A 19,145-nucleotide genomic window follows, 5' to 3' on the forward strand; every position below is an offset into this window, starting at 1 on the left:
GCGGCCAAGTGTTAATTCAAAGCATTAACCGAGTTGGTCCTTTAAAAAATGATCCAGATCTGACAACGTGATCCGAATAATCTCCTCGCGATTTCTTGCCTTGTATTCAATGGTATTTTGTTCCAAGTTACGTTCACTGACAACTAAACGATGAGGAATGCCAATTAAGTCGCTGTCTGCGAATAAAACACCAGGGCGCTCATTTCGATCATCAATCAATACGTCGTAACCCTGTTTTATGAGGTTTTGATAAAGAGACTCTGCCGTTTCTTTTACCATTGTTGAGCGGTGCGCATTAATGGGTATTATGACCAATTGAAAAGGTGCAATACTTTGCGGCCAAACAATGCCTTGTTCATCGTGGTGTTGCTCAATAGCTGCAGCCACCACGCGCGTAATGCCTATGCCATAACAACCCATGATCAGCGTTTGTGATTGGCCTTCTTCATCAACCACCGCAGCATTCATCGCCCGCGCATATTTATCACCTAATTGGAATACATGGCCTACTTCGATTCCACGGCATGAATGTAAGCGGCCTTTATTGTCTGGACTAATATCCCCCTCTTTTACATTGCGCAGATCATAGGCCTCTTGATACTGCGCGTCACGCCCCCAAGCCGCATGTTGATAATGCTTATCGACTTGATTTGCCCCACAAATAAACGAAGTTAATGCCAAGGCATGGTGATCAACGATCACTGGAATGGATAAGCCAATAGGACCAATATAACCGGGTGGAACATTCAAAATACGTTGAATTGTCGCGTCATCAGCCAATTGTAGTGGGGATTTGACTAAGGGATGTTTGCTTGCTTTGACTTCATTTAATTCGTCATTTCCGCATAAAACGAGCGCGATCAAAGGATGTTGTTGACCTTCAACGATTAAAGTTTTTACCGTTTGCCCTGCTCCTACATTTAAAAATTGAGCGACTTCAGCAATTGTTTTTTGCCCTGGAGTGTCCACTATGGCCATTTTTTCTAAAGGAAGGGAGGTGGCTTTTGCGGGAAGTAAAGAAGTGGCTTGCTCAATGTTTGCGGCGTAATGACTGCCATCACTGTAGAAGATGAGATCTTCACCTGAATCAGCAAGTACCTGAAACTCGTGAGAAGCAGACCCGCCAATCGCCCCTGAGTCTGCCTCAACCGCACGGTAGCGTAAACCAAGACGGTCAAAAATACGGCAATAGGCTTGGTACATGTCATTATAGGTCTGTTGCAAACTCTCTTGGGTTAAATGAAAAGAGTAAGCGTCTTTCATTATAAACTCACGCGCGCGCATGACCCCAAAGCGTGGTCTGATTTCATCGCGAAACTTGGTTTGAATCTGGTATAAATTTATCGGTAATTGCTTATAAGATTGCAATTCATTGCGGATTATGTCAGTAACCACTTCTTCATGCGTCGGACCAAAACAGTATTCGCGTTCGTTACTGTCACGCATCGTTAAAAGTTGGCCCCCGAAGGTTTCCCATCGGCCTGTTTCCTGCCACAGTTCTGCGGGTTGCACTGCAGGCATTAAGATTTCCATGGCTTTAGCACGATTCATTTCTTCGCGAACAATTTGCTCAACTTTACGCAGTACTTTAAGGCCTAAGGGTAACCAGGTGTAAAGTCCTGAACCTAATTTGCGGATCATACCGGCTCTTAACATCAATTGATGCGAGACAATTTCCGCATCGTTAGGCGTTTCTTTGAGAGTAGCTAATAGCCATTCGGATGCACGCATGCAAGCTCCTGAAGAGAAATAGAAGAAAAAGATTATACCCAAGGTACTTCAAAATGCTAGATTTTAGGCGATTTGATTTTTTTGCTTCGGGAGCTCTTGTTTTGAATCTTTAAAAGCCTCAGTGTAGAAAAATCGACAGACTAAACCGAGCATTTTGAAGTGCCTTGGGTATATCGACTGTATCATTGAGCAAATAAAAAGATTCCTGTATTTTGTAGTTCTTCACTTGGAGATGACCTGATGAACACCATTGCTCTCATTCAAACTTTTTGCAAAGTAGTGCAATGTCAAAGTTTTACGGGTGCTGCCAAACAATTGGGTATTTCGCCTGCAGCGGTGAGTAAGCAGGTTAATTTATTGGAGACTGAGTTAGGGGTTTCTCTGCTCGAGCGAACGACCCGTAAGGTTTTCCTTACTTCCATAGGGGAAGCGTACTATCAAGAAGTGCAAGCTGTCTTACACGCTTTAGAACAAGCAACCAGTGTCGTGGCAGCATCTCAAGCTAAACCTAGAGGGTTACTAAGGGTAAAAAGTGCGCGTTATTTTGCCAAAAATATTATTTTACCGCGGATGCCAGCTTTTTCTGCGCAATACCCGCAGATTCATTTGGATTTACAAATCGCTGAAGAAGTTCCGCATTTACTTGACGAGGGACTCGATGTTGTTTTTGGGATGTCCATGCAGGTTGCTTCAAATTCGATTCAAAAGAAAATAACCACAACACGCTATGTGTTCTGCGCTTCTCCGGATTACCTGGCCCGCTTTGGTAGCCCGCAAAAGCCCAGTGATTTGCACGGTCATCGCTATTTAACTCACAGCATGCGCAATCCTAATAATCAATGGGTTTTTGCTACCGGCGAAACAGTGTATCTTGAACCTGCTCTCTATTTGAACGATGCCGCAGCCCTTTGTGATTCAGCCTGCCGAGGTCTCGGAATTACAGCGCTTCATCATTATCAAGTTGCCGAAGCATTGAAATGTGAAAAACTGGTTGAGGTCCTGCCCAAATACCGCATGCCTATTATTCCGGTGTATCTTTTTTATCATCCAGCGCGATTTATTCAACCGAAAGTAAAGGTTTGGATAGATGCGATGTCTGCTGATTTACCTTCGTTCATGTAAGCATGGATTAGCCTCCTTTGAGAATTAATGCGTAATTTTTTATAGACGAAGTCGGTTGGGCGTTGTCCAAGGCCAACCGACTTCACTGATTTTTACTTTCTATTCTTTTTGTGTTAAATTTGTTCATTTTTAAAGGGTTAAAGGGTTAATATGGCACTCGAGTTTGAGACTATTCGGGAGAATCAAAATAAGCTCAATCATTTTATTGAACGATGGAAAAACGAGTTAGTCCTTGTGAATTTAAATCTTCAGCCCGAGTATGAAGAAATAGTAAAACAATTAAGCAGTTTAAGTCCAAGTTCTACATGGTTTAATCATCAAACCCGTCTGGATCAGTTTAAACTTCATATTAAATCCTATGTCCAGTTTTTAAAAAATCCCAATCTTAGTCCGACGAAGCGTAATCATTACAATGCCATGCTTTATTTATTGCTAGTGGCAGTTCCCAAGGTGTTGGAGAATAGTTTGGCTTATCTTGAACACCACGAACCCTTAAGAGCAGCAGGGTTGCCTGCTGTTCTTCAATTTCAGCATCTCGTGGATTCAACACTTGATGGACTTATATCGCGTAGAGAAAAAGTATTTACTCTCAAATTGTCTGACCTCCGAGTCGATTATGAGAGAGTCTATGTTCTAAAACATGGCAGTGGTCTCTTTGGTTTTTTTAAATTACCCATTAAGCGTTACTTTAGACAAGATTCTCGTACGGAAGAATTAAAGTTTATTGAAGATATTGATTTTTATTTACAACAGGAAGGGGGAGTGCTCTCTGCCGAAAATAAAGAGAAGCTTAAACTAAGTGCACTCAATTTGGTGCGCTTTAAAATTAGGACGGAAAGCCATGGAAGTGGAAGCCAGCTTAAGCGTTTGATAGAAATGCGATTAAGAAATGTGGGATTACAAGATAATCATGAGATTATCACCGATTTTATCGACTTTTGTGAGCGCATTCCTATTGAAGTCCCATCAGGTCTTGAAGCCTGTTTTAGAAATGATTTGAGGGCTGTTGCGTATAATTAACTTATTGCAAATTAAGCAATGTGGTTTTTTTAAAACATCTGTCATCCCTCATGGAGGGTGACAGGTGTTTTCTAGCAAAGATTGCGGCATAACTTAGGCGTCGTTAGGCGAATGAGCTCTAACACTTATTCTACAGAGGCTGTCATTTCAGCGGAGTTCCATACTTTCTGCACTTTCTCAGCCAGCTGATTCTCCACTTTTGCACTATCTATTTGTTTAACAAGGGTAGAGTAGTCTTTGAAAGCGACTTTACCCGTGTTGACGTCGTAAATAGCTCCCACTAAGCCAATATTCTCTTGCTCAATCATTAATCTTAAAATTTCGCTGTCTCGATAAATTTGTTGCAATGTATTGGCAATGTTGAGCTCAGTTACTTTATTTACAAAGTCGCTATTTTTAGAGCTTCTATCCATTTTAGTTTGTGTTTCTGCGGAGATAGCTGGTTGAATTTTAGCTAGTAATTGTGTGATATGGCCTTTTTCGACATGATCACAAGCCGCCTGAATTGCACCGCAGCACGTATGGCCTAAGACCACGATTAATTTTGCGCCTACCACATGGCACGCATATTCTATGCTGGCTAAGATATCTTCATTAACGACATTTCCTGCCACGCGAACGCAGAATAGATCGCCAAAACTCATGTCAAAGATAGTTTCTACAGGCACGCGCGAGTCAATGCACCCAAGAACAACACCTATGGGGTGTTGGGTTTTAGCTGTGTATTGAATATCAAGCTTATTAACACGGTGGATGCGAGTATCATTAAGGAAACGTTGATTTCCTTCGCGCAGAATATCGAGTACTTGATGAGGCCTTAAATTAAATTGCACGTCGTAAGTGGTGACATTGATGAAATCGATAAAATTATGAATATCATACTTGTCTTGGAAGCCAATCAAATTTAACGAGATTTGTTTCAAAGGTGCTTGTTCGCGTTGAAACTCTTTAATAAGCTCAATGATTTCTTTATCGATGTAGTTCGAATAGCGTGCATCGATAATAAGCTGAGAATTTTTAGGTATTGAACTCAGTTCCGCAACCAAAGACGCCTTGTTCAAAAAGGTGATTTGCTGGGGTAAAACCAACCGACTGATTTCACCAGTGGGATAGATTTCTTTAATAATATCCAAACGAGCCGTGGAGTTTGATTTCAGAATAAAGAGGATACTAATGGCTAAACCAATGAGAATCCCTGCTAGCAGATTAAAAATGACAATGCTAACAACCGTTGCTATGAAGGGAATAAATCGATCCATGCCTTGCTGGTAAATGGAGCGATAGATGGATGGTTTAGTGAGCTTGTAACCAGTGTAAATTAAAATACCCGCTAAAGAAGAGAGTGGGATTTTGTTGAGCCATTCTTCAATAAGTAAAACCGCTAGAAAGAGAAATAGCCCATGAAAAATAGCCGACATTTTAGTTTTTGAACCTGCCTGGATATTAACCGAGGTTCGTATAATCACGGAGGTCACAGGAATACCACCAATTAAGCCAGCGGCAAAGTTACCACATCCTTGCGCGATGAGTTCTTGATCTTTAGAGCAGTAACGATGTTTTTTATCTAATTTTTCAGATGCTTTAACATTAAGCAAACTTTCCATGGACGCAACGAGAGCAATAATAAACGCATAAAGATAAACTTTAGGATTTGACCATGCTGCCCAGTCTGGATACTGCAACTGGCTTAGTAAATCAGTAAAACCATTGTGACTGGGAATATTCACTAAGTGCGGGTAATCTTGCGCAAACGAAGAATGAGTAACTTGGAAGGCTTCATTAAGCAAAATACCAGCAATGACTACAATGATAGGTCCAGGGATTCCTTTAAGCCATCTTACATTGGTTTTTTCGAAATAAATCAATAGCGCCACTGAAATAAGCGAAATAATAGAGGCACCTGTGTTGATATGATCCGACAATTCGTAGAGTGGATTAAAAGCAAGTCCTTCGGTCGATTCTAAGAGATGACTTTGTAGCTCTTTAAGATCAGTCGATAGGGTAAAAGCCAAAGGAAGTTGTTTAATAATTAATAATAGCCCGATAGCACACAAAAGACCCTGAACGACATTGGAAGGAATATAATCCGCAATAAAACCGGCGCGCAGGGCACCAATAATGATTTGAATCATGCCAGCTAGCAACAAGGCAAATAGAAAGACATTAAAATCCCCCAATTGCGTTATTGCGGCGAGAACCACTGCCGCCATGCCTGCTGCTGGGCCGCTTACGCTAACCTGCGAATTACTTAAAGCGCCGACAAGCACGCCGCCAATGATCCCACTTATTATTCCCGAGAACAAAGGAGCGCCTGAAGCAAGCGCGATTCCTAAACATAAAGGGATTGCTACTAAAAAAACAACAATACCTGCGATGAGATCAAATTTAAAAAGTCGCTGTTGATAAATACGCAATCTACGAAAACCAATACTCAATGTGTCAGTCATCATTCGTACTCCTATTATGGTGGCTGTAATATACCTTAAGTCGCCCACTCTTTACAAGAAAGATATATTTCTTAACTTTTTTGTAAATATAATAGCAGTTGTCGACTTGACGATAGTGCTTTTATAACGCTCTCGCTCTCTGTGCCAGTTAATTTATTCCTTTTTCTGTGTACAGAGTTAGAGTATTTGTTTTTCGTCTTCCTCAAGAATTGCCGTATCCTCTTCAAAAAACAGCGACTCAGTCTCATTAGGGACTGCATTAATTAACTGTTTTTCTAAATTTTTAAACTGCCAAAGATCTTGGTCCATCAATTGACTGGGTTTGATACTCTGCAATGCATGCAAAATATTACTTGGCACTTTGGGATTTTCCTCAGCAAGTTGATCAATGAGCTTTCCGATGCGTTTACGAGCAAGATTTTCTTGAGAACCACATAAATTGCAGGGAATAATAGGGAAAGATTGCTCTTCGGCGAATTGGATAATATCGCGTTCCTGCGCATAGCAAAGAGGCCTAATAACAATATGCTTCTTGTTATCACTGAGTAATTTGGGGGGCATGGAGCGTATGTCACCATTGTAAAGAATGGACATCATAAGGGTGCGGATTAAGTCATCACGATGGTGACCTAAAGCAATCTTGGTGTAACCGTTCTCTTCCGCATACCGATAAATAATGCCTCGCCTTAAGCGTGAGCACAGAGAGCAATACGTTTTACCTTCAGGTATTTTTTCTTTGACAATACTGTAGGTATCACGCGTTAATATTTCATGGGAAATGTTTCTTTCATTAAGCCAACGACGTAATTGACTATCGTCCCACCCTGGTTGCGCCTGATCCAGCGTAAAAGCGAATAGCTCAAATTTATTGTTAGAGCGACGCTGTAAATGATGCAGTAAAGTAAGTAAGCTAAACGAATCTTTTCCACCGGATAAACAAACCATCACGCGATCACCTCGTTGAATCATATTGAAATCGGCAATCGCTTTTCCGGTGTAATGAAGTAACTTTTTTTCGATAGCAGTAAGATTGGACATAACAACAACCTAAATTAAAAATGGGTGAAAGGGTTAAATGATCTTATTTTTTGCCCGCATCCACTGGAATTTGCGGTGGAAAGCCTGTGATGCGGGTGGTTTCAAGCCAAGAATTAACTTCTTCGAGATCATTCACATTCAAGGTACCTGCCAGGTATTTCAGATTCAAAAAAGAATTAATTAAGTTATATTGGTCGCTGGCAAGTTGCTGCTGTGCTTCAAATAATCGCTGTTGAGCATTCACAACATCAACCATGGTACGTGTTCCAACTTGGAATTGGGCTTCGGTGCTTTCTAATGAGTTCTGTTGGGAAATAATGGTTTGCCTATCCGCTTTTACCTTGGAAATACCATCAATAATAGTATTAAAAGCAATGCGGCTATTGACTTCAACATCTCGATATGTTTGCTCTAATTTTTGACTTTGTGTTTGAAAGTCATACTGAGCTTGCCTTGTTTTTGCTTCAACCAAGCCACCTTGAAACACAGGGAAATTCATAGCAATGGCTAAATTGGCATTACTTTGTTTTGATGGCACAAAAAAGGCAGTGGTGCTGTTCGAATTTACATTTGCCTGATTATGTGTTTGCGTTGCATTGCCTTGCAGTGCGAAAGTAGGCCAGCTGGAGGCTGATTGTATTTTGATGTTTTCACGCGCGGCGAGCAAGCCGTATTTCGCAGAAAAAAGCCTATAATTTTGTCGGAGTCCCGTATTGACCCATTCATTAATATCATCCGGTTCAGGTCTAACTAATGGAATGCGGTTATCGCGTAAGGGCGAGAGGTGTTCGTAAAGATGATTGGTTAATTTACGCAAATTTTCATTTTGATTGATCTGATTATTTTTGGATTGAATGACTTGTGCCACGGATTGATCATAGGCTGCTTTGGCTTCATAAACCGACGTGATGGCATCCAAACCTACTTTGAATCGCTGCTCTGCTTGGTCAAGCTGGCGTTTATTGGCACGTTTTTTTGCTTCAGCAAAATTAAGGGTGTCTTTAGCTAATAAGACCTGGAAGTAAGCGCTCGCGGTACGCAGAATTAAATTTTGGGCCGCATCATTAAAAGTCGCCTGCGCAGCTTTAGCAGAGGCTTTAGCTTGCTGAACTTGTGACCAGGCCTGATAGTTAAAAAGTGCTTGAGATGAATTAACTGTCCATTGGTTGCTGTTATATGTGCTGATGAGCGTGCCGTCAGCAGTGACCACATTCTCATAATTACGCGCTACTTGGCCACTGACCGTAAGTTTCGGATACAAAGCTGCTCGGGCTTGAGGGATTGCCTCAGTACTTGACATATAGGTGCTATAGGCTTGCTTGAAAACAGGATCGTTTTCTAGCGCCTGCTGGTAAATGTCCAGCAAGTCAGTTGCATGCGACATGAAAGGCACGCTGGAAGCAAAGAGCAAGCACAATAGCGTTTTTTTCATACAACTTGTTCCTAGAAGACGAACTCTTTCGATTTCAATTTATCAATTAAAGGTGGAATACAGGTCTCATAGAGCACACGACCGTGCCAAGTCCCATTATGATCCAGATGATGCAATTGCGCTTGCATGATGGGTTCTTTACCGATAATTGCGAATAACTTTCCACCCGGTAAAACTTGTAGCCGATGAGTGTCAGTAAGGGTTTCGAGAGAGCCGGTAAACAGGACTACATCATAAGGGGCTTTATCTAACCAGCCACGACAAGCATCACCTGTGAATAACTCAACATTGGTGCAGCGATGCTCGTTGAGTTTTTGTCGTGCTTGATTGGTAAAATCAGCATAATAGTCGACACTGATCACTTTTTTGCTTAAGCGGCTTAGTAAAGCGGTAAGAAACCCTGTCCCCGTCCCTACTTCCAAGAGCGTTTCATGGCCTTGGAGAGCAAGCGCTTGCAACAAAACGCCTTCTTCTAAGGGGGTCATCATTCTTTGATGATGAGCTAAAGGGATTTGCATGTCTGAGTAAGCAAAATCTTGCATAGCACTCGGTACGAATTGATGGCGAGGAATCTCATCAAAGAGAGCGAGGATAGTTTCATCAAGCACATTACCCGTACGAAGCTGCTGCTTAAGCATATTAATTCGTGCGTTTTGACTCGTAGTCATTGATTCACCGTTACCTTGAAAAATCAGTTGCGGGAGATTTTAGCAAGAATTGAGAAAAGGTGCGATCGATTCCATAGTAATTCGTGCATTTAAACTGGCGTTTTTAATGAGTTCTATGGAATTGAATTATTTACGTAGTGGACTTGTGTAAAATTTGATATTATCGCCCCATTTTATTAAGACCCAAAAGGAGAGGAATGTGCGCGAGCGATTCACTGAGTTTTTACAAACTGAGCTCAATACGCTTAAAGAGGAAGGCTTATATAAATCAGAGCGTATCATAGCAAGCCAGCAGCAAGCTGCAGTGCAAGTCAAAGAAGGTGAAGTAATCAATTTATGTGCAAACAATTACTTAGGACTTGCAAATCATCCTAAATTAATCGCTGAAGGGCAAAAAGCCCTTGAAAAATATGGCTATGGTATGGCTTCAGTGCGTTTTATTTGCGGTACTCAAACAGTCCATAAGGAACTTGAACGCAGAATAAGTCATTTTCTCGGCACAGAAGACACTATCCTTTATTCTTCCTGCTTTGATGCTAACACTGGCCTATTTGAAACCCTTCTAGGTACTGAGGATGCCATTATTAGCGATGCTTTAAATCATGCCAGCATCATTGATGGAGTTCGTCTGTGTAAAGCTCAGCGCTTTCGCTATGCCAACAATGACATGAGCGATTTAGAGGCACAACTTATTGCAGCTAAAAATGCTCGTTTCCGCCTTATTGCGACTGATGGAGTATTTTCAATGGATGGCATTATTGCGAATTTGCCTGCCATTTGTGAATTGGCGGATCGCTATGATGCCATGGTGATGGTGGATGATTCCCATGCCGTTGGGTTCATGGGTAAAACAGGGCGTGGAACCCCCGAATTTTGTGGTGTTGCTGATCGGATTGATATTCTCACTGGAACGCTAGGAAAGGCACTTGGTGGTGCTTCTGGAGGCTATACTGCTGCCAACGCTGTCATTGTTGATTGGTTGCGTCAACGCTCAAGACCCTATCTTTTTTCAAACACATTAGCACCTGTTATCGCGCACAGTTCTATTGCCGTTTTGGATTTACTGGAAAACAGCAATGAATTGGCACAAAAGCTTAAACGCAATGCGCAGTATTTTCGTAAGGGAATGACAGAACTTGGGTTTAATTTGGTTTCTGGCGAACATCCCATTATCCCTGTGATGTTGGGTGATGCTTCCTTAGCGGGTCGTATGGCTGAGCGCTTATTAAAAGAAGGTATTTATGTCGTTGGTTTTTCTTATCCAGTTGTTCCTAAGGGAAAAGCCAGAATTCGAACGCAAATGTCAGCGGCACACGAATTAGAGCATCTCGATAAAGCGATTAATGCCTTTGCAAAAGTAGGCAGAGAGCTTGGGGTTATAAAATAAATCTGCTCAATTTGTCATTGATTATCAAAGCAGACGATTTCGGAGGGGTACATGAAATCACTAGTAAAAGCGAAACGTGAACCAGGAATTTGGATGGAAGATGTGCCAGTACCTGAGTATGGCGTTAATGATGTCCTGATTAAAATTCATAAAACGGCTATCTGCGGGACCGATATCCATATTTATTCCTGGGATGATTGGGCACAAGCCACTATTCCTGTGCCCATGACAGTAGGCCATGAGTTTTACGGGGAGATTGCGGAAGTGGGTCGTGAGGTAACTGGGCTTAAGGTTGGGCAACGTGTTTCCGGCGAAGGACATATTACCTGTGGCGTGTGCCGCAATTGTCGCGCTGGTAAAAGGCATTTGTGCCGCAATACCTTAGGGGTTGGGGTCAACCGTCCAGGTTGCTTTGCAGAATACCTTTCATTACCGGCCAGCAATGTGATTGTTTTGCCTGATAATATTCGGGATGAACAAGCAGCCATCTTCGATCCTTTTGGGAATGCCACGCATTGCGCGCTTGCTTTTGATATGGTTGGTGAAGACGTGTTGATTACTGGTGCAGGCCCCATAGGCATTATGGCGGTAGCCATCGCTCGTCATATCGGTGCCCGTCATGTGGTCATTACGGATGTCAATGATTATCGCCTTGAATTGGCTCGTAAAATGGGTGCTACCCGTGCAGTGAATGTTAAATATCAAAATCTCAATGAGGTCATGAACGAATTAGGTATGGTTGAAGGGTTTGATGTGGGACTAGAAATGTCTGGAAATCCTATGGCCTTAAATGACATGGTTAGAGTGATGAATCATGGTGGGCACATTGCGATGTTAGGGATTCCTCCGCAAGAAACCTGCATTGATTGGAACCATGTGATTTTTAAGGGATTAGTCATTAAGGGCATCTACGGGCGTGAAATGTTCGAAACTTGGTATAAAATGATTGCCATGTTGCAAAGTGGTTTGAATTTAGAACCAGTACTCACCCATCATTTTCCCGTTGATGAATATCAGCATGCCTTTCAAATTATGGCATCAGGTCAATCAGGGAAAGTAATTTTAGATTGGTCTTAAAATAATAGAATGTCATCTCGAGCAAAGCGAGGGACCTCCTGAGTTTATAGGCAGTGCTACATTAAGGAAGTTTCTTGCTTTGCTCGGCATAACACCGTGTGGAGTCGCTATGTCGCAATACATTTTTACCATGAATCGGGTATCGAAAATTGTCGATAATCAACGTTTTATTTTAAAAGATATTTCTTTAAGTTTTTTCCCGGGTGCGAAGATAGGGGTTTTGGGTTTAAATGGTTCCGGTAAATCAACTTTATTGCGCATTATGGCTGGAGTGGATAAACAATACGAAGGTGAGGCCAGACCTCAACCAGGCATTAAAATTGGTTATCTGGAGCAAGAACCACAGCTTGATTTGAATAAAACAGTACGCGAAGTGGTTGAAGAAGGTGTGGCGGAAATAAAAGCTAAGTTGGCTGAGTTTGATGAAATCAGTATGCGTTTTGCTGAACCCATGAGCGATGAAGAAATGAATGCCTTGCTGGAAAAGCAAGGTGAATTGCAAAACGACATTGAAACCCACGGAGGTTGGGATCTTGAGCGTCGCTTGGATATTGCTGCAGATGCGCTGCGCTTGCCTGATTGGGATACGAAAGTGAGTGTGTTATCGGGTGGAGAGCGCCGTCGTGTAGCGCTTTGTCGCTTATTATTATCAAGCCCAGACATGTTGTTGCTGGATGAGCCCACAAACCATTTAGACGCGGAAAGCGTGGCTTGGCTAGAACGTTATTTAGAAGAGTTTCCGGGTACGGTGGTAGCTATTACACACGATCGCTATTTCTTAGATAATGCAGCAGAATGGATATTAGAACTGGATCGCGGTGAAGGAATTCCTTACAAAGGAAATTATACGGCTTGGCTTGAACAGAAAGAAGCCCGGTTGGCCATGGAAGAAAAGCAACAAGCCGCACATCAACGAGCCATTAAAGCCGAGCTGGAGTGGGTTCGTACTTCACCCAAAGGCCGTCATGCAAAAAGTAAGGCTCGATTAGCTCGTTTCGAAGAAATGAGTTCAAAAGAGTTCCAAAAACGTAATGAAACCAATGAACTCTATATTCCTCCTGGTGAACGTTTGGGTGATTTGGTTATCGAAGGGAATCACATTCGTAAATCGTTTGGTGATCGATTGCTCATTGATGATTTAAGTTTCCAGCTACCCAAAGGAGGCATTCTGGGTATTATTGGTCCAAACGGTGCGGGTAAGTCCACTTTCTTAAAGATGATTACTGGCCGCGAGAAGCCTGATGGCGGCGAGATTCGCATCGGTGACACGGTTCATTTAGCTTACGTTGATCAAATGCGCGATCATTTGGATGATAGTAAAACAGTATGGCAGGAAATTTCTGATGGGCATGATATTATGCAAGTCGGGTCTTTCCAAATGCCGTCGCGTGCCTATGTTGGGCGCTTTAATTTCAAAGGTGCTGATCAACAAAAAAATGTCGCTCAGCTATCCGGTGGTGAGCGGAATCGTGTGCATTTAGCCAAATTGCTCAAGCGAGGCGGTAATGTTTTGTTACTTGATGAACCAAGTAACGATCTCGACGTGGAAACATTACGAGCTTTAGAAGAGGCGTTATTAAATTTCCCCGGTTGTGCCATCGTCATTTCGCATGATCGTTGGTTTCTTGACCGTATTTGTACTCACTTAATGGCTTTTGAAGGTGACTCTCAAGTTGTTTTTTTTGAGGGTAATTACAGTGACTATGAAGCGGACAGAAAGAAACGATTAGGGGATGAGGCAGATAGGCCCTCACGCATTAAATATCGCCGATTAAAAGATTGATTAATTTAATAATAAGAGAGAGAAATTTCTACCATGAAAAAGTTGTTGTGGGCTAGTGCGCTGTGCCTTGGGTTAACTGGCTGTATGGAATATTATGATGAATCAACCCTAATTACTGATGATGCAGGTTTCGTGCATCGCACAACCCACTATCTTCGTGATAAACGGGGACGCGAATACTTTCCCATGAAAGCGCCTGCAACAGGCAAAAAACAATTCATCTTTGATCCTAAGGCTTACGCGTGGGCTGCCTACGATGAGGAAGGCAATCGTGTAATGACAGGCAGTGCTTCCGGTGGTAAAGATGTTTGCGATGAAAATCCCAACGAGTCCTGCCGTACAGTCACGGGAACATTCCGCGTTTACAATAAACGAGGGCTCGATTGCCGCTCCGGTGAGTACCCTGTAGAAACCACTGGAGGAGCAAAAATGCCTTACTGCATGTATTTCTTTAGAGGATTTACTATTCATGCTGCCTATGAGGTGCCTTATGCTAATACCAGTCATGGGTGTGTTCGTGTACTTCCAAGTGCTGCTAAATGGTTAAATGAGCAATTTATTACTATAGGGACGCAGGTGACGATATTGCCTTATCCCGATGAAAGTGGTGCGGGATAGCAAGATTTTATCTTTTGTATTCCAAGGTATGGTCAAACTCGTTATTCTACTGTGAGCTAATTGTCTAAGGATAGATTTTTATGAAAAGGACCAAAACATTGCTTGGCTTGTTGAGTTTTGCCTGCATTGTTTTTTCATCCATGGTTTTTGCTTACGACGAACCGGTTGTTAATTTGGGTTACACCAGCTTTTTAGATGGTGGCCCCCCCTCCGGACCAGGACTTTATCTGCAGAACTATGCGCAATACTATACAGTAGATAAATTAACCGATAAGAAAGGGCGGCAATTACCTTTTCCCCGCACCGATTTAAATGCAACAGCTGATATAGTGCAACTTATCTATGTTTCCACAAAAAAAGTATTAGGAGCAAATTTAGGGCTCTCGGTGCTTTTGCCGTGGTTGATTCATGCAAGCGTCCATGATGGATTACCAGAACCAGTATTAAGGGCTTCTGACGGCGCTGGTGATCTTTTTATTGGTCCTGCCTTACAGTTTGATCCCATTATGCGTAAGGATGGAAAAGGTCCGCGCTTCGTACAGCGGTTTGATTTAGACATTGTGTTTCCTATTGGTCACTACGATAAGGCGTTTGCCGTCAATGCGAGCTCTAATTTTTGGTCGTTGAATCCTTATTGGGCGGTCACCTATTGGTTTACCCCTAAATGGGATCTTTCCTACCGTCTTCACTACCTGTGGAACGCAAAAAATCATAACCCGAACGATGCTTTTGGACCTTCAGCTTTTTCAACACAAGCTGGGCAAGCGATATTTGCAGATATTGCAACCGATTATGCCATCACTGAGAAATTTCACTTAGGCATAAATGGCTATTTCTTTGAGCAAATCACCGATACTCGCGTTAACGATGTTGAGGCTCCCGGCCGACGTGAACGAGTTTGGGCACTTGGGCCAGGAATGCTTTATGGTTTTACTAAAGATCAATTTTTATTCTTTAATCTGTATTTTGAGGCTGACGCAAGGAATCGCCCTCAGGGAACAAACTTCATTCTTCGCTATGTGATCCATTTTAAATAATTCTAGCCGACATGGGGGGCCTCCTGAGCGAAGCGAAGGATCTCCTTTTTGGGTTACTGCCAAGAGTTGGGAGGTCCCTCGCTTTTGCTCGGGATGACAGAGGTTGTTGTCGTCCCGAACGCAGTGAGGGATCCCCTGGATGGGGTTACTGCCAAGAGTCGGGAGGTCCCTCGCTTTTGCTCGAGATGACAAGGGGTATGTCGTCTAGCTTTACGGCTGATTAGGTTGTTGTGTGATTGGAGCTGTAGTAGTTCCCGGTGCCGATGCAGTAGGCATTGTTCCATTATCGGTACTTGTTGTCTGGCTTGGGATAGCAATCATTTGCATAATACCTAAGTCGCCTGAAATTTTACGGCCAACTACCAAATTGACAGTAAGTGGTTGAGTCAATTTTTCTTTATCGTTCTGATAAACCACTTGCATAGGGATGCTGACCTTCCACTGATTATCCTTAATCTCAGTGATTTTGCTTTCTCCGTTAACCATTGAGCTCACTGTAAGCTGCTGTGATTTAATTGCATTAAGGTTCCCTGATTTTTGTAATGCATCATTGAATCCTTGCCAGCCTTGTTCCGTATAGCAGGATTTTAGGGCTGCTAATTGGCTATCAATAGTATCGTGATCAAAATCGAAAGATTGCTCTGCCGCTTTTTCAGCCCATTTCATCACAATCGTTTGCTCAATATGCGTCGTTTCAGCAGGAATACGGTAGGTGCAGTTAAGAGGTTGCGGCGGTGTGGCTGCTGGAGTAGCAGTACTTGGAGTTCCTGTAGCAGGGGCCGTAGTAGTTGCTCCCGGAGCGGACGGCGCAGGCGATGTAGGAGTTCCACTCGTAGTTGGATTAGCGCTACCATTCGTAGGAGAAGTAGTATTAGTACTTGGCGCTGTTCCTGAAACCGGTGCGGTGTTTGAAGCCGGTGTCGGGCTAGCAGGTGTTGCTGTGCCTGAAGCAGGAAGTGAAGTATCGGTGGTTGGGGTCGTGGTAGAGGGGGCGTTTGTTGAAGACGCACCTTCGGAAGTTTTATTGTTAGCGGGTGATGCGGCATTCACAGCAGGGGATGTCGCAGTAGCAGTAGATTTTTTTGTTGTCTCATTGCCCGGCGTTTGCGCATTGGCAGAAGATTGTGTACTTGTGTTCGTCGGAGAAGACGACGGGGTGCCTGTATTCGAAGACCCTGCAGCTGGCATCGGCGTGCTCGTTGGTGTAGGGTTACCTGAAGCGGGAAGTGGATTAGTCGTTGAAGGCGTTTGAGTCCCTTTATCAGCAGGTAGTTGTAAACCTTGAGTTGAAGGTGTTTTTACCTCTCCGGAGGCAATGATTTGTGCTGTAACTGGTAATTCAGTAGAGGCCGAATTCTGCGCTAGTTGAGTATTTGTAGGAACGGATGCTACTGGTTCAGCATTGACATTCACCATACTTCCATTGCTTTCAGCACACACTGCTGTACTTAAAACAGTTATTAATCCTGCACACAGCATGGATTTCTTCATTGATAACACTCCTTGCATTAAATGTTAATTCCGCCACAAAGCATACCACTTTGCCAGGTTGTGGTAGGTATTTCAACTGCGTTTCGCTTCAGACTTCAGAAGTTCCCACTGAACAACAAATCGGTTAGATTTTAGTTCAAAAAATGCGCGATACATTCGTTTGAACTCTTGCCAAAATTTAGACTATTTAGTTTGCAATGGGAGTTTCTGCTAAAATCGTGCGAATTGATCTTAGGTCTGATATTATCGCCACAATTTTGATTAGGTCAATCAGCAATTGAAATACATTCAACTTGGAGCTAATTACTGGGGAGAGGCATGTTTCTAATCACAGGAGGAGGGTCAGGGATAGGTCTTGCTTTAGCACAGGCTTTAGCGACTCGAGATAAAGAAGTGATGATTATTGGACGACGTAAGCACACTCTTGTCGAAGCGTCCGCGTTTTCCCCATTAATTCAGTATTTTTGTGCTGACGTGTCAACACCCGAAGGACGAAAGCAGATTACAGCGCATTTGCGAGAACTTCCTTCTTTGGAAGGATTAATCCATAATGCTGGCATTATTGAACCCATCGTCTCCATCTCTGCAATCGATGAATCGGCTTGGCATCAAATCATAGCGACTAATCTCGATGCACCGCTATTTTTAACCCAATCTCTATTGGATAAGCTCCAGCATGGTCGCGTTTTGCATATCGGTTCAGGAGCAGCTTATTTTCCCGTGGTGGGTTGGTCTGGTTATTGTGTGTCAAAAGCAGGCTTAGCAATGCTAACCCGGTGCTGGCAACTTGAAAATCCGCATTTGGCTTTTGCGAGTGTCATGCCTGGTATTATTGATACGGATATGCAAGGAGTAATTCGCCATGCAGAATTTATGGAAACGGAAAAACGGAATTTTTTTCATACTCTCAAAAATGAAAATAAATTAGTGTCGGCAGAGACTGTTGCTCTTTTCTTAAGCTGGCTGTTACTCGACGTAGACAGAGCAACTTATGTGTCTAAAGAATGGGATATTTATGATAAGAGTCATCACTCATTTTGGCTTGCTGCACCACATCAAGTACCCCATTGGGAGTAATCATGCACGCCTGTGAACGATTGCTGTTAAACGCGACAATAATCAATGCGAAAGGCATGCAATTAGCAGAACAGGCAATAGGCATTGCGAATGGGCGTATTATCTGGTGCGGTAATCAGACTGATTTACCGTTAGAATATCAGCAGCAAGCAAAAGTAATTGAAGATTGCAGCCATAATTTAGTCACTCCAGGTTTGATTGATTGTCACACTCATCTTGTTTATGCAGGAAATCGTGCTAATGAATTTAAGCAGCGCCTTGAAGGGAGAAGCTATATTGAGATTGCCCAAGCCGGCGGAGGCATTTTATCCACAGTGAGACTTACCCGAGCTGCTTCAGAAGAGGAATTACTACAACAATCTTTACCTCGAATTTTAGCTTTGCGCGCTGAAGGAGTGACTACTGTCGAAATTAAATCGGGCTACGGGCTTAATTTAGAGACAGAACTGAAATTACTTCGTGTCGCAAGAAATTTAGGCGAATTAAGTGGTCTAAGGGTTAAAACGACTTTTCTTGGCGCCCATGCAGTACCTCCTGAATACCGAGATAATCAACAAGGGTATGTCGATTTTCTTTGCTCAGAAATGCTACCTGCCATAGCAGAAACAGGTCTTGCGGATGCGGTGGATGTATTTTGTGAGTCCATAGGATTTACTCTTAAACAGACCGAACAGCTATTTGTTAGAGCAAAAGCATTGTCTTTGCCCATTAAATGCCATGCAGAACAATTATCTAATTTGGGAGCAAGTGAGCTGGCTGCCCATTTCAGCGCTTTGTCTTGCGATCATTTAGAGTATTTAGATGAACGCGGAGCAGCTGCTATGGCGCGCAGTGGAACGGTTGCGGTGCTTTTACCTGGTGCCTATTATTTTTTACGAGAAACGCATAAACCCCCTCTATCGCTTCTTCGTGAAAAGAATATAGGCATTGCAGTTGCTACGGATGCTAATCCGGGCACATCGCCAACAGCTTCTTTATTGCTCATGTTAAATATGGCTTGCCAATTGTTCTCACTCACCGTACCTGAAGCTTTAGCAGGTGTCACTTATCAAGCAGCAAGGGCATTGGGTTTAGAAACAGAAATTGGCACCATCGGTACTGGATTAGTGGCTGATTTAGTGCGTTGGTCGGTGAATGATAGTGCATCACTTTGTTATCATTTTGGGTATCCGCTGCCTCATCATACCATGGTGGCAGGTCAGTGGTTAGAAAATTAG

At 42.8% G+C, this 19,145-nt stretch carries 15 protein-coding genes; 9 read left to right on the top strand and 6 right to left on the bottom strand.

Annotated elements, in window-relative coordinates; translation table 11 throughout:
- Positions 1 to 24: 24 nt before the first annotated feature.
- Entirely contained in the window at positions 25 to 1,731 is a 1,707-nt protein-coding gene (locus tag B5D33_RS08260) for a proline--tRNA ligase (protein WP_058451230.1), read from the bottom strand.
- Positions 1,732 to 1,971: 240 nt separating this feature from the next.
- Between B5D33_RS08260 and B5D33_RS08265 the strand changes: the two genes are divergently transcribed.
- Together B5D33_RS08265 and B5D33_RS08270 are read left to right on the top strand one after the other, a co-directional pair.
- Positions 1,972 to 2,853: a LysR family transcriptional regulator gene (locus B5D33_RS08265; RefSeq protein ID WP_058451231.1), complete on the top strand. Its 882-nt coding sequence runs from the start codon at positions 1,972 to 1,974 to the stop codon at positions 2,851 to 2,853.
- A 150-nt stretch (positions 2,854 to 3,003) separates the two neighbouring features.
- Positions 3,004 to 3,873 (top strand): hypothetical protein, encoded by an 870-nt coding sequence (locus B5D33_RS08270; RefSeq protein WP_058451232.1) that lies wholly within the window; start codon positions 3,004 to 3,006, stop codon positions 3,871 to 3,873.
- A gap of 125 nt (positions 3,874 to 3,998) precedes the next feature.
- On the opposite strand, the gene B5D33_RS08275 is transcribed toward B5D33_RS08270, so the two are convergent.
- The 4 genes from B5D33_RS08275 to B5D33_RS08290 all read right to left on the bottom strand — a co-directional run bounded on the left by B5D33_RS08275 (position 3,999) and on the right by B5D33_RS08290 (position 9,458).
- Entirely contained in the window at positions 3,999 to 6,323 is a 2,325-nt protein-coding gene (locus tag B5D33_RS08275) for a bifunctional SulP family inorganic anion transporter/carbonic anhydrase (protein WP_058451233.1), read from the bottom strand.
- Between the two features lie 174 nt (positions 6,324 to 6,497).
- Positions 6,498 to 7,358: a tRNA 2-thiocytidine(32) synthetase TtcA gene (gene ttcA / locus B5D33_RS08280; RefSeq protein WP_058451234.1), complete on the bottom strand. Its 861-nt coding sequence runs from the start codon at positions 7,356 to 7,358 to the stop codon at positions 6,498 to 6,500.
- Between the two features lie 43 nt (positions 7,359 to 7,401).
- Positions 7,402 to 8,790, bottom strand: a complete 1,389-nt coding sequence (locus B5D33_RS08285) for a TolC family outer membrane protein (RefSeq protein ID WP_058451235.1) — start codon at positions 8,788 to 8,790, stop codon at positions 7,402 to 7,404.
- A gap of 11 nt (positions 8,791 to 8,801) precedes the next feature.
- Entirely contained in the window at positions 8,802 to 9,458 is a 657-nt protein-coding gene (locus tag B5D33_RS08290) for a protein-L-isoaspartate O-methyltransferase family protein (RefSeq protein WP_058451236.1), read from the bottom strand.
- Positions 9,459 to 9,657: 199 nt separating this feature from the next.
- On the opposite strand from B5D33_RS08290, the gene B5D33_RS08295 reads away from it, so the two are divergent.
- The 5 genes from B5D33_RS08295 to B5D33_RS08315 all read left to right on the top strand — a co-directional run bounded on the left by B5D33_RS08295 (position 9,658) and on the right by B5D33_RS08315 (position 15,360).
- Positions 9,658 to 10,845: a glycine C-acetyltransferase gene (locus tag B5D33_RS08295; protein WP_058451237.1), complete on the top strand. Its 1,188-nt coding sequence runs from the start codon at positions 9,658 to 9,660 to the stop codon at positions 10,843 to 10,845.
- Between the two features lie 51 nt (positions 10,846 to 10,896).
- The gene (gene tdh / locus B5D33_RS08300; protein ID WP_058451238.1) at positions 10,897 to 11,922 is read left to right on the top strand and encodes an L-threonine 3-dehydrogenase; all 1,026 of its coding nucleotides are present in this window, start codon (positions 10,897 to 10,899) and stop codon (positions 11,920 to 11,922) included.
- Positions 11,923 to 12,031: 109 nt separating this feature from the next.
- On the top strand, positions 12,032 to 13,705 hold the full coding sequence (ettA, locus tag B5D33_RS08305; RefSeq protein WP_058451239.1) for an energy-dependent translational throttle protein EttA: 1,674 nt from the start codon (positions 12,032 to 12,034) through the stop codon (positions 13,703 to 13,705).
- Between the two features lie 33 nt (positions 13,706 to 13,738).
- Positions 13,739 to 14,323 carry a L,D-transpeptidase gene (locus B5D33_RS08310; RefSeq protein WP_058451240.1) on the top strand — a complete coding sequence of 195 codons (585 nt, stop codon included), beginning with the start codon at positions 13,739 to 13,741 and terminating at the stop codon, positions 14,321 to 14,323.
- A gap of 80 nt (positions 14,324 to 14,403) precedes the next feature.
- Complete coding sequence (locus B5D33_RS08315; protein WP_058451241.1) at positions 14,404 to 15,360, top strand: SphA family protein; 957 nt, start codon at positions 14,404 to 14,406, stop codon at positions 15,358 to 15,360.
- A 210-nt stretch (positions 15,361 to 15,570) separates the two neighbouring features.
- Here the strand turns inward: B5D33_RS08315 and B5D33_RS08320 are convergent, their stop codons facing one another.
- Positions 15,571 to 16,851 (bottom strand): DotI/IcmL family type IV secretion protein, encoded by a 1,281-nt coding sequence (locus B5D33_RS08320; protein ID WP_234802485.1) that lies wholly within the window; start codon positions 16,849 to 16,851, stop codon positions 15,571 to 15,573.
- Positions 16,852 to 17,169: 318 nt separating this feature from the next.
- Here B5D33_RS08320 and B5D33_RS08325 point away from each other — a divergent pair, with 318 nt between their 5' ends.
- Positions 17,170 to 17,928 carry an SDR family NAD(P)-dependent oxidoreductase gene (locus tag B5D33_RS08325; RefSeq protein ID WP_058451244.1) on the top strand — a complete coding sequence of 253 codons (759 nt, stop codon included), beginning with the start codon at positions 17,170 to 17,172 and terminating at the stop codon, positions 17,926 to 17,928.
- A gap of 2 nt (positions 17,929 to 17,930) precedes the next feature.
- Positions 17,931 to 19,145, top strand: a complete 1,215-nt coding sequence (gene hutI, locus B5D33_RS08330; protein ID WP_058451245.1) for an imidazolonepropionase — start codon at positions 17,931 to 17,933, stop codon at positions 19,143 to 19,145.

Origin of the sequence: Legionella maceachernii, from assembly GCF_900167045.1 — a bacterium.
In the GTDB taxonomy this organism is placed as follows: Bacteria; Pseudomonadota; Gammaproteobacteria; order Legionellales; family Legionellaceae; genus Tatlockia; species Tatlockia maceachernii.

Bases quoted from the DNA above. Each gene is read 5' to 3' on its own strand.
- ttcA (WP_058451234.1), bottom strand. From the start codon at position 7,358: ATGTCCAATCTTACTGCTATCGAAAAAAAGTTACTTCATTACACCGGA.
- B5D33_RS08320 (WP_234802485.1), bottom strand. From the start codon at position 16,851: ATGAAGAAATCCATGCTGTGTGCAGGATTAATAACTGTTTTAAGTACA.
- B5D33_RS08270 (WP_058451232.1), top strand. From the start codon at position 3,004: ATGGCACTCGAGTTTGAGACTATTCGGGAGAATCAAAATAAGCTCAAT.
- ettA (WP_058451239.1), top strand. From the start codon at position 12,032: ATGTCGCAATACATTTTTACCATGAATCGGGTATCGAAAATTGTCGAT.
- B5D33_RS08325 (WP_058451244.1), top strand. From the start codon at position 17,170: ATGTTTCTAATCACAGGAGGAGGGTCAGGGATAGGTCTTGCTTTAGCA.
- B5D33_RS08310 (WP_058451240.1), top strand. From the start codon at position 13,739: ATGAAAAAGTTGTTGTGGGCTAGTGCGCTGTGCCTTGGGTTAACTGGC.
- B5D33_RS08290 (WP_058451236.1), bottom strand. From the start codon at position 9,458: ATGACTACGAGTCAAAACGCACGAATTAATATGCTTAAGCAGCAGCTT.
- B5D33_RS08315 (WP_058451241.1), top strand. From the start codon at position 14,404: ATGAAAAGGACCAAAACATTGCTTGGCTTGTTGAGTTTTGCCTGCATT.
- tdh (WP_058451238.1), top strand. From the start codon at position 10,897: ATGAAATCACTAGTAAAAGCGAAACGTGAACCAGGAATTTGGATGGAA.
- B5D33_RS08285 (WP_058451235.1), bottom strand. From the start codon at position 8,790: ATGAAAAAAACGCTATTGTGCTTGCTCTTTGCTTCCAGCGTGCCTTTC.
- B5D33_RS08265 (WP_058451231.1), top strand. From the start codon at position 1,972: ATGAACACCATTGCTCTCATTCAAACTTTTTGCAAAGTAGTGCAATGT.
- B5D33_RS08260 (WP_058451230.1), bottom strand. From the start codon at position 1,731: ATGCGTGCATCCGAATGGCTATTAGCTACTCTCAAAGAAACGCCTAAC.
- hutI (WP_058451245.1), top strand. From the start codon at position 17,931: ATGCACGCCTGTGAACGATTGCTGTTAAACGCGACAATAATCAATGCG.
- B5D33_RS08275 (WP_058451233.1), bottom strand. From the start codon at position 6,323: ATGATGACTGACACATTGAGTATTGGTTTTCGTAGATTGCGTATTTAT.